This is a genomic window from Sphingomonas sp. (assembly GCF_035998645.1).
Taxonomy (GTDB): domain Bacteria; phylum Pseudomonadota; class Alphaproteobacteria; order Sphingomonadales; family Sphingomonadaceae; genus Sphingomonas.
On the sequence record NZ_DASYHL010000005.1, the window covers coordinates 498,092 to 507,192 of the forward strand.

The following is a 9,101-nucleotide window of genomic DNA, read 5'->3' on the forward strand; positions in this document are numbered from 1 at the left end:
ACGGACGAGGGCCCGCCACGCATATGAACAACGCGCTCGGACTGCTCATGGAGCGCCGGTTTCTCCCCCTGTTCGTCACGCAGTTCCTGGGGGCGTTCAACGACAATCTGTTCAAGACCGCGATGGTCCTGTTCGCCACCTATCAGGTGCTGAACGACCCGGAGACCGAGTTTGTCTTCAACGCGCTTGCCACCGGCGTGGCGTTGCTCCCGTTCGTCCTGCTCTCGGCATTGTCGGGCCAGCTCGCCGATACCTATGACAAGGCGCAGATCATCCGCATCGTGAAGACGGCGGAGATCGGCATCATGATGTTCGGGGGCTGCGGAATCATCGTCGCACATTTCGGTTATCCGATGATCGGCGTCGGCATGATGCTGGGCGCGGTGCTGATGCTCGGCACCCATTCGACCTTTTTCGGCCCGATCAAATACGCGATCCTGCCCCAGCACCTCAAGGAGGACGAGGTGCTCGGCGGCACCGGCATGGTCGAGGCTGCGACCTATCTCTCGATCCTGCTTGGCACCGTGATCGCCGGTTGGGTTTCGATCGAGACGGCCGGCTGGCTGACGCTGATCGTCGCCATTATCGGCTGGTTCACCGGTCGGATGGTCCCGACCGCCCCGCGCCAGGGCGCGCAGCTCAAGCTCAACTTCAACCCCTTCACCGCGTCGTGGCGGCTGATCGGCAACACGATGCACATCCCCCGCCTGTTCTGGGCGATCTGCGCGATCAGCTTCTTCTGGACGATGGGCTCGGTGCTGATCGTGATCTTCACCCCGCTCGCCAAGAATGTGCTGACGTCCGACGAGCGCGTGGCCAGTTTGATGATCGCAACCTTCTCGGTCGGCGTCGCAATCGGATCGGTGATCATCAACGCGATGCTGAAGGGACAGATTTCCGCGAAGTTCTCGCCGATCTCGGTGATCGCGATGGCGGTGTTCGTCGTCGCCTTCTCGTTCGAATCGAAGCTCTGGGTTCGTGCGCCCGATGGCGGGCTCTACGATATGATGAGCTTCATCGTGATGCCCCAGGCGTGGATCGTGCTGGCAACCCTGATGGCGATCGCGATCGCCGGGGGCATGTTCGTGGTCCCGCTCTACGCCTTCCTCACCACGACGGTGACCAAGGACCAGACTGCGCGAACCGTCGCCGCGAACAACATCGTCAACGCCTTCGGCATGGTGCTGGGCGCGCTGATGGTGATGGGAATCACTGCGCTGGGCGTCACGCCCGCGAATCAGCTTCTGTTCGTCGCGGGCATGGCGATCATCTCGGCATGGATCGCCCAGAAGCTGCACCGCATCTGCGACTAGGCTCGTTTTCAGCTACGCTGAATCGGCACCGGCCCGCTCCCCCACCCGGCCACCCATAGAATACACTGCCGTTGGGTGGCCGGGTGGGGGAGCGGGCCGATGCCGCGCAACTGGGCTGCGCCTTCAGAAAATGAAGGTGTAGATACACACAAAGAACGCGGTGAAGCTCAGCGCGAAGAGCTTCAGATCGCCCGCATCCTCACGGCGGCGGACTTCGGCGCGCACCTGCGGCAGGCTGGCGCGGAAGGGGTGGCTGCGGCTGGCGCCGGTCAGGATGAGTTCGCGTCGCATGGCCGGAAGTTAACGCGCCGTTTACGCTTTCGGCCATCCCTAAAGGATCGTTAACGACTGTACCGATGCGGGACGGGCGTGACGGCGACGACACAGGTACGCGAGGCAAAGAAACGGCCGGATGCGCAATGCGCTCCGGCCGTTTCTTGGAAGGGATGGTGGAGCCGAGGGGGATCGAACCCCTGACCTCTGCAATGCCATTGCAGCGCTCTCCCAGCTGAGCTACGGCCCCATCCGTTCCGGGAAGGCGATGGCCTTTAGCAGCCACCGCGCGGTGTGCAACCGGTTTTTCTCAAGTTTCTTCGTTTGCATCCCCGGTATCGACGCCCAGGTCGTCGTCACCGCCCAGATCGACGTCGTCGTCGGGCGAACCCTCGGCGTCCTCATCGATGTCCAGATCTTCGTCACCCAGATCGGTGTCGTCCTTCTTCACCTTCTCGATGTCAGCCTTCACCGCCTCGAACGGCAGCGGCTGCTTGGATTTCAGGATCGGCTCCGGCTCCCACGCATAGCCGCAGCTGATGCAGGTTACCGGTTCATCCTTGGTCAGATCGTAAAAGCGGGTCGCGCATTTCGGGCAGCTCCGCTTCGTGCCCCATTCCGGCTTCACCATGTGGCGTTCCATGCCTTTTTGTTCGAAATTACTGGGATGACGGGAAACTAGTCCCCGTTGAAGTGGCGCGCGCCTTGCCATAGCGCAAGCCCCCTGTCAAAGCCGCCGCCGATGAGCGCACATTCTCCCCTTCCCCTCGCCATTTCCGCCCGCGGGCCATTGCGCGGTATCGTCACCGTTCCCGGCGACAAATCGATCAGCCACCGTTCGCTGATGTTTGCGGGCCTGGCGGTCGGCGAAAGCCGCATCGAAGGGCTATTGGAAGGTGAGGACGTGCTCGCCACCGCGGCGGCAATGCGGGCGATGGGCGCGCAGATCGAACGCGACACGCACGGCGTGTGGCATGTCGCGGGCGTCGGCGTCGGCGGGCTGCTTCAGCCGCAGACGGCGCTGGAAATGGGCAATTCGGGCACCTCGACCCGCTTGCTGATGGGCCTCGTCGCCAGCCATCCGATCACTGCCACCTTCACCGGCGATGCGTCGCTGTCGAAACGCCCGATGGGCCGTGTGATCGACCCGCTCTCGGCCATGGGCGCCGAGTTCACCCCAAGCCCCGGCGGGCGCCTGCCGCTCACCATGCGCGGCCTCTGCCCCGCCGTGCCAATCGATTACACGCTTCCCGTCGCCTCGGCTCAGGTCAAGTCGGCGGTGCTGCTCGCCGGGCTCAACACACCCGGCATCACCCGCGTGATCGAACCCGTACCGACCCGCGACCATAGCGAGCGGATGCTGCGCGGCTTTGGCGCCGACCTCACCGTCGAGGAAACGCCGCAGGGCCGCGTCATCGCGATTCGCGGCGAGGCAGAGCTTCAGCCACAGCAGATCGCGGTGCCCGGCGACCCCTCCTCCGCCGCCTTCTGGATGGTCGCTGCGTCGATCGTCCCCGGCTCCGACATCGTCATCACCAACGTCGGCATGAACCCGACCCGCACCGGCATCATCACCGCGCTCAAGATGATGGGCGCGGATATCACCGAACTGAAGCCCCGCATCGTCGGCGGCGAGCCGGTGGCCGACCTTCAGGTCCGCCACGCCCCGCTTTCGGCGATCGAGGTACCGCCCGATCTCGCGCCGAGCATGATCGACGAATATCCCGTGCTGTTCGTCGCCGCCGCCTTTGCCAGCGGCCGCACCGTCGCGCGCGGTGCGGAGGAGTTGCGGGTCAAGGAGTCGGATCGAATCGCAGCGATGGTCGCTGCGCTCGCCCCCAATGGCGTGCGGCTTGAAGAATTCGAGGATGGCCTCGCCATCCACGGCAATGGCGGCGAGCTGCTCCCCGGCGGCGCACAGATCGCCTCGAATCTCGATCATCGTATCGCGATGAGCATGGCGGTGGCTGGACTCGGCGCGCGCGACGCGGTGACGATCGACGATGCCAGCCCGGTGGCGACCAGCTATCCGGGCTTTTTCCCCACCCTCGATCAACTGACCGACCACCAGCCATGATCATTGCCGTCGACGGACCCGCTGCTTCCGGTAAGGGCACCATCGCCCGCGCACTCGCGCGCCACTTCGCCCTTCCGCATCTCGACACCGGCCTGCTCTATCGTGCGGTTGCCGCGACGGTGCTGCGCGACGAGCTCGACCCGACGCAAGAGGCCGACGCGGTCGCCGCGACCAGTTTCGATGATCTGCTGCTCGCCGACGAATGGCTGCGCACCGATGAGGTCGGCAAGGCTGCCTCGATCGTCTCCGCCCATCCGCTGGTCCGCGCCGCGCTGCTTCAGCGGCAAAAGCGCTTCGCCGCCCAGCCGGCCGGCGCGATTCTCGACGGGCGCGACATCGGCACCGTGATTGCGCCCGACGCCGACGCCAAGCTATTCGTGAAGGCGACCCCGATGATTCGTGCACGCCGCCGCCACGCCGAATTGCGTAAGGGCGGTTCGAGCGTCAGCCTCGACCGCGTCCTCACCGACATCCGCACTCGGGACGAACGCGACAGCAAGCGCACCGAAGCACCGTTGGTCGCGGCCCCAGACGCGGCGGTGCTGGACACCAGCTTCCTCTCGATCGAAGCGGCGGTGCAAAAGGCGATTCAGCTGGTCGATGCCCAGCTGGCGCCAAAGGCCGCCGCGCGCTGAGTACTACTGCGCCGGTGCCTGCGCTGCCTGCGCCCGCATCGCCGCCAGCATCCGGATCTGGATCAACGCGCGGGCTATGTCGGCACGGTACGCCGCACCCTCGGGCGTAAGCTGCCACGCCCGCTGCAACAACGGGATCGCCGCATCGGGTTGCCCCGCGCGGGCCTGTGCCATACCGTAGAAGAAGAACGGTCCCGGATGCTTCGGCGCCAACGCAGTCGCACGGCGAAAGGCGAGCCCGGCGGCGGGCGACATCGTCCCCTGATCCGCCTCGACCAGCGTCATGCCGAGCCAGGTCCACAGCGCCGCATTCTGCGGCTCCTGCCGCACCGCGCCCAGCATCATGCGCGCCGCACTATCGGGGTTACCCGTGCGGATCAGCGCGTCAGCGGGGAAGAATGCGGTGTCGAGCGAGGTGAAGCGTCCGAACATCGCTCCGCGCAGCTCACGCATCCGCGCGACGCCCTCATCATCTACCGCTACAGCCTTGCTCGCCGCCGGTGCGCCAGCCAGCCCCGGCTTGGCCTGAAGCGCATAGCCGGTCGCGCCGAGCATCAGCGCAGCAGCGCCGAAGCTCCACAAGGCGCGCGGTGCCCCGAACAGCGCCAACAGGCCGAACGCGGCGGCACCGACCAGCGCCAGCATCACCCAACCCATCAGCTGCGCCTCCACCGGAAACTACCGCGCGCGACCCACAGCCCGAGCGCCAGCAACAGCAGCGGCGCGAGCCACAAGGGCGCGGTCGCCCAGCTCAGCGGCGGGTCATAGGTCACATAGCTGCCATAGCGTTCGATCAGCCAGGCACGCACAGCTTCGGGCTTCTCGCCCGCCGCGATCTTCTGCCGCACCACGCGGCGCATGTCCGCCGCCATCGACACGTCGCTGTCGGCGATCGACTGGCCCTGACACACCAGACAGCGCAGCTCGAACATCAGTTCCGCCGCCGCTTCCTCCTGCCGCGCATCGGGCAGCTGGGTATAGCCAAGATCGGCGGGCGCGCCGGCGGCAAGCGCAATGGCCAGGATCAGGCTCATCGTACAGCCTCCAGCGCGGCGAGCAGCTTGGGCACGTCATCCTCACGGATATCGCCGATATGCTGCATCGCGATCCGCCCCTGCCCGTCGATCACGAACGTTTCGGGCACGCCCGCTGAACCAAGGCCGATCTGCACCACGCGCTGCCGATCATCGCCGATGCGGGCATAGGGGTCGCCGTGGCGTGCCAAGAACGCCGCAACCGCCTCGGGCGTATCGGCGATGGCCACCGCGTCGATCTGTGCGCCAGCGGCCTTGAGCTGCATCAGCTGCGGTGCCTCGGCGATGCACGGCACGCACCAGCTGGCAAAGACGTTGAGCAGGCGCGGCTTCCCGGTGGCAAGGTCGGCGCGGGTCAAGCCCGGCTTGCCCTGCACCATCGCGGGCAGCGTGAACTCCGGCAGCGGCTTGCCGACCAGTGCCGACTTCACCACCGCCTCGCCCGTCCCGCGCAGTCCATAGACCGCCACGGCCACCAGACTGACAAAGCCGATCAGCGGCAGCCACAGCTTCCAGCGGCTCATTCCGCCTCCTCCCGCCGTCGCGCATTGCGGCGCGTGCGGAACAGCCGCCCGAACAGCGACAGCGCGCCGCCCAGCGCGATCAGCCCGCCGCCGAACCAGATCAGCGTCACGAACGGCTTCCACCACATCCGCAGCTGCCAGCGCCCCTGCGCATCCTGCTCGCCCAGTACGGCATAGAGCTGGCCATCCCATCGCGTCGCGATCGCGGCTTCGGCGGTATCGGTTGGCGGCGAGGCATAGAAGCGACGCTGCGGGCGCAGCAGGATTGCCGCGCGTTCGTCACGCCGCGCCGTCACCCGCCCCTCGACTGCCGACCAGTTATCGCCGATCGCCGGACCGATCCCATCCAGCACCACGCGCCACGGCCCGACCTGATAAGGCTGGCCATAGACCGCCGAGACCAGCCGCTCCTTGGTAAAGGCGCTGTCCGCCGCCATCCCGGCCAGGCTCACTGCCACACCGAAATGCGCAACCACCATGCCCCAGGTGAACAACGGCGTGCGCAGCAGATTGCGCTTCCACAGCGGCGCAAAGCTCGCGATGGTCAGCCCCGCCGCGAGGCCGAGTGCGACGATCTCCATCCACCCCGTGCCCGGTGCGAGCACGAAGGTCGCCGCCATCGCCAGCATCGCCACCGCGACCGGCACGGTCAGCTTCGTGAGCAGCGCATTGGCATCGTCACGCCGCCACTTGAGCAGCGGCCCCGCCGCCATCGCCGCGACCAGAATCAGCGCAACCGGCCCTGCCGTCTTGTTGAAGAAGGGCGGCCCCACCGACAATTGCTCACCCATCGCCTGCGCGACGATCGGATACAGCGTGCCGATCAGCACGATGCCAAGAATGACGGTCAGCAGCAGGTTATTCAGCACCAACCCGCCCTCACGGCTCAGCGGATCGAAGCCCTGCCCCGCTCTCACGGTCCCCGCACGCAGCGCGAACAGCAGCAGCGCGCCGCCGATATAGAGCGCAAGCAGCACCAGAATGAACGACCCGCGCGTCGGATCGACCGCGAACGCATGCACGCTGGTCAGGATACCCGACCGCACAAGGAACGTGCCGAGCATGGACATCGAGAAGGCGACCACCGCCAGCATCAGCGTCCACGCCCGCAGCCCGTCACGCGCAGCCAGCACATTGACCGAATGAAGCAGCGCCGTCGCGGCGAGCCACGGCATCAGCGAGGCGTTCTCGACCGGGTCCCAGAACCACCAGCCGCCCCAGCCCAGCTCATAATAAGCCCAATAGCTGCCCGCGGTGATGCCGATCGTCAGGAACACCCACGCCGCCAGCACCCATGGCCGCATCGCGCGCGCAAAGGCGGGGCCGACCACGCCTGTCACCATCGCACCGACGGCGAACGAGAACGCGACCGACAGCCCGACATAACCAAAATACAGGGTCGGCGGATGGAAGGCGAGGCCCGGGTCCTGCAACAACGGGTTGAGGCCCAGCCCGTCCATCGCCGGCGGATCGAGCCGGACAAACGGGCTCGAAGCGATCAGCAGAAAGGCATAGAAACCCAGCGCAATCGCCGCCTGCGCACCCAGCGTCGCGGTCAACGTCGCACGATCCAGCTGCCGCTCCAGCAACGCAATCGCCCCACCCGACAGCGCCAGCACGGTCACCCACAGCAGCATCGAGCCTTCATGGTTCCCCCATGCGCCCGCGATCTTGTACAGCATCGGCTTGGCCGAATGGCTGTTCTGCGCGACCAACAGCACCGACATGTCCGACTGGACGAACAGCGTGATCAGCAAGGCAAACGACAGGGCCGCAAGCAGCCCCTGAACGATCGCGACCGGGCGCACCGCCGCGATCAGATCATTCCCCGACGCGCTCGCCTGCAGCCGCAGCCCCAGCGCCGCCGCGACCAGCTGGAGCAATGCCAGCGCCGCTGCAAACCATAAGGCGGCAAGGCCCGCTTCGGCGATCATCGCGTGCTCGCTTCCGGCGGCGGCATCTTGTCGGCGATCTCGGGCGGCATGTAACGCTCGTCATGCTTGGCGAGCAGATTGTCCGCGGTGAAGCTGCCATCGGGCATGAACTTGCCTTCCGCGACCACGCCCGACCCTTCCTTGAACAGGTCCGGCGCAACTCCGGTGAAGCGCACCGGGACCGTCCCGCCATTGTCCGCGACGACGAACGTGATGGTGATCCCGTCGGCCAGCTTCTTGATACTGCCCGTCTGTACCATCCCACCGAGCCGCACGGCCTTGCCCGGCTCGGGCGTCTTGGTCGCCAGATCGCTCGGCGTGTAAAAGAACGCCGCCTGATCGCGCAGCGCCGACAGCGCCAGCCCGCTCGCGCCGCCGATCGCGGCAAGGGCGAGCAGCCCGAGCATCAGCCGCTGGTGCTTCGCCTTCATCGCCGGTCCCTCAATGCGTCGGATGCCGCTTCCGCCCGGCGCATCGCGCGCCAGCTCGCGAGCGACAGCCCGCCAATCCCCAGCGTCACGACCGCATAGGCGGCGATGATGAACGGCCAATGGTTCATGTGGTTGTCACCCTTGGGCCATCCGCCGAATCCGCGCCTCGACCCGCTGCTCCGCCAAAACCGCCCGCATCCGCATCAGCACGATCCCGCCGAACAGCAGCGAGAACCCGCCAAGCGTCAGCAGCAGCGGCCACAGCATCGAATCATGGATCGTCGATTTGGTCAGCGTCAGGCTCTGCCCCTGATGCAGCGTGTTCCACCACACCACCGAATAGCGGATCACCGGCAGCAGCACGGTTCCCGCAATCCCGAACAGCGCCGGAATCCGCCCGTCCCCGCCCCGCTCGCGATCGGCGCGCTCCAGCGCGATCCATGCAATATAGATGAAGAACAGCAGCAACATCGACGTCAGCCGCCCGTCCCATTGCCACCACGTGCCCCAGGTCGGCCGCCCCCAGATCGATCCGGTAATCAGGCACAGCGCCGCAAACATCGCCCCCACCGGCGCCGTCGCGCGCGCCGCCACCACCGCCAGCGGATGCCGCCACACCAGATAGGCAAAGCACGCAATCGCCAGCGCACTCCATCCCCCCATCCCCAGCCACGCGCTCGGGACATGGATGTAGAGGATGCGAACGCTTTCTTTTTGCAGATAGTCGGGCGGCGTCTGCGTCAACCCGCCCCATGCGCCGACAAGCGTCAGCAGCAGCCCGCTCCAGAAGAGGATGGGCGTCAACGGGCGCGCGATCTTCAGGAAGCGCGTGGGGTTGGCGAGAGCATGGATCACGGCGTTTCGCCGCTCTTAAGCGGAT

The 9,101-nt window shown here is 66.4% G+C and carries 12 protein-coding genes and 1 tRNA gene; 3 read left to right on the forward strand and 10 right to left on the reverse strand.

What is annotated here, in order from left to right; all coding sequences use genetic code 11:
• Positions 1–23 precede the first annotated feature (23 nt).
• Entirely contained in the window at positions 24–1,313 is a 1,290-nt protein-coding gene (locus VGN66_RS16075) for an MFS transporter (protein WP_327519807.1), read from the forward strand.
• A gap of 123 nt (positions 1,314–1,436) precedes the next feature.
• On the opposite strand, the gene VGN66_RS16080 is transcribed toward VGN66_RS16075, so the two are convergent.
• The 3 genes from VGN66_RS16080 to VGN66_RS16090 form a co-directional block, all read right to left on the reverse strand.
• The gene (locus VGN66_RS16080) at positions 1,437–1,604 is read right to left on the reverse strand and encodes a hypothetical protein (protein WP_327519808.1); all 168 of its coding nucleotides are present in this window, start codon (positions 1,602–1,604) and stop codon (positions 1,437–1,439) included.
• Positions 1,605–1,760: 156 nt separating this feature from the next.
• Positions 1,761–1,836: transfer RNA gene (locus VGN66_RS16085), tRNA-Ala, on the reverse strand.
• Positions 1,837–1,896: 60 nt separating this feature from the next.
• On the reverse strand, positions 1,897–2,217 hold the full coding sequence (locus VGN66_RS16090) for an FYDLN acid domain-containing protein (protein ID WP_224920492.1): 321 nt from the start codon (positions 2,215–2,217) through the stop codon (positions 1,897–1,899).
• 111 nt (positions 2,218–2,328) lie between these two features.
• On the opposite strand from VGN66_RS16090, the gene aroA reads away from it, so the two are divergent.
• Together aroA and cmk are read left to right on the forward strand one after the other, a co-directional pair.
• Positions 2,329–3,663 carry a 3-phosphoshikimate 1-carboxyvinyltransferase gene (gene aroA, locus VGN66_RS16095; RefSeq protein WP_327519809.1) on the forward strand — a complete coding sequence of 445 codons (1,335 nt, stop codon included), beginning with the start codon at positions 2,329–2,331 and terminating at the stop codon, positions 3,661–3,663.
• Positions 3,660–4,298: a (d)CMP kinase gene (gene cmk / locus VGN66_RS16100; protein ID WP_327519810.1), complete on the forward strand. Its 639-nt coding sequence runs from the start codon at positions 3,660–3,662 to the stop codon at positions 4,296–4,298. The genes aroA and cmk overlap by 4 nt, the downstream gene beginning before the upstream one ends.
• A 3-nt stretch (positions 4,299–4,301) precedes the next feature.
• Here the strand turns inward: cmk and VGN66_RS16105 are convergent, their stop codons facing one another.
• Genes VGN66_RS16105 through ccmC form a run of 7 tightly spaced genes read right to left on the reverse strand, consistent with a single transcriptional unit; the run spans position 4,302 to position 9,076 of the window.
• The gene (locus VGN66_RS16105) at positions 4,302–4,955 is read right to left on the reverse strand and encodes a hypothetical protein (protein WP_327519811.1); all 654 of its coding nucleotides are present in this window, start codon (positions 4,953–4,955) and stop codon (positions 4,302–4,304) included.
• Entirely contained in the window at positions 4,955–5,332 is a 378-nt protein-coding gene (locus VGN66_RS16110) for a cytochrome c-type biogenesis protein (RefSeq protein WP_327519812.1), read from the reverse strand. Before VGN66_RS16110 ends, VGN66_RS16105 begins: the two co-directional genes overlap by 1 nt.
• The gene (locus tag VGN66_RS16115) at positions 5,329–5,856 is read right to left on the reverse strand and encodes a DsbE family thiol:disulfide interchange protein (RefSeq protein ID WP_327519813.1); all 528 of its coding nucleotides are present in this window, start codon (positions 5,854–5,856) and stop codon (positions 5,329–5,331) included. The genes VGN66_RS16110 and VGN66_RS16115 overlap by 4 nt, the downstream gene beginning before the upstream one ends.
• Positions 5,853–7,790, reverse strand: a complete 1,938-nt coding sequence (locus VGN66_RS16120) for a heme lyase CcmF/NrfE family subunit (RefSeq protein WP_327519814.1) — start codon at positions 7,788–7,790, stop codon at positions 5,853–5,855. The genes VGN66_RS16115 and VGN66_RS16120 overlap by 4 nt, the downstream gene beginning before the upstream one ends.
• Positions 7,787–8,221: a cytochrome c maturation protein CcmE gene (gene ccmE, locus VGN66_RS16125; protein WP_327519815.1), complete on the reverse strand. Its 435-nt coding sequence runs from the start codon at positions 8,219–8,221 to the stop codon at positions 7,787–7,789. Before ccmE ends, VGN66_RS16120 begins: the two co-directional genes overlap by 4 nt.
• Positions 8,218–8,349, reverse strand: a complete 132-nt coding sequence (ccmD, locus tag VGN66_RS16130) for a heme exporter protein CcmD (protein ID WP_327519816.1) — start codon at positions 8,347–8,349, stop codon at positions 8,218–8,220. Before ccmD ends, ccmE begins: the two co-directional genes overlap by 4 nt.
• A gap of 7 nt (positions 8,350–8,356) precedes the next feature.
• Positions 8,357–9,076 (reverse strand): heme ABC transporter permease CcmC, encoded by a 720-nt coding sequence (ccmC, locus tag VGN66_RS16135; RefSeq protein ID WP_327519817.1) that lies wholly within the window; start codon positions 9,074–9,076, stop codon positions 8,357–8,359.
• Positions 9,077–9,101 lie beyond the last annotated feature (25 nt).

Excerpts from the sequence above, each read along its gene's own strand:
- VGN66_RS16075 (WP_327519807.1), top strand. The coding sequence starts at position 24 with ATGAACAACGCGCTCGGACTGCTCATGGAGCGCCGGTTTCTCCCCCTG.
- VGN66_RS16080 (WP_327519808.1), bottom strand. The coding sequence starts at position 1,604 with ATGCGACGCGAACTCATCCTGACCGGCGCCAGCCGCAGCCACCCCTTC.
- VGN66_RS16090 (WP_224920492.1), bottom strand. The coding sequence starts at position 2,217 with ATGGTGAAGCCGGAATGGGGCACGAAGCGGAGCTGCCCGAAATGCGCG.
- aroA (WP_327519809.1), top strand. The coding sequence starts at position 2,329 with ATGAGCGCACATTCTCCCCTTCCCCTCGCCATTTCCGCCCGCGGGCCA.
- cmk (WP_327519810.1), top strand. The coding sequence starts at position 3,660 with ATGATCATTGCCGTCGACGGACCCGCTGCTTCCGGTAAGGGCACCATC.
- VGN66_RS16105 (WP_327519811.1), bottom strand. The coding sequence starts at position 4,955 with ATGGGTTGGGTGATGCTGGCGCTGGTCGGTGCCGCCGCGTTCGGCCTG.
- VGN66_RS16110 (WP_327519812.1), bottom strand. The coding sequence starts at position 5,332 with ATGAGCCTGATCCTGGCCATTGCGCTTGCCGCCGGCGCGCCCGCCGAT.
- VGN66_RS16115 (WP_327519813.1), bottom strand. The coding sequence starts at position 5,856 with ATGAGCCGCTGGAAGCTGTGGCTGCCGCTGATCGGCTTTGTCAGTCTG.
- VGN66_RS16120 (WP_327519814.1), bottom strand. The coding sequence starts at position 7,790 with ATGATCGCCGAAGCGGGCCTTGCCGCCTTATGGTTTGCAGCGGCGCTG.
- ccmE (WP_327519815.1), bottom strand. The coding sequence starts at position 8,221 with ATGAAGGCGAAGCACCAGCGGCTGATGCTCGGGCTGCTCGCCCTTGCC.
- ccmD (WP_327519816.1), bottom strand. The coding sequence starts at position 8,349 with ATGAACCATTGGCCGTTCATCATCGCCGCCTATGCGGTCGTGACGCTG.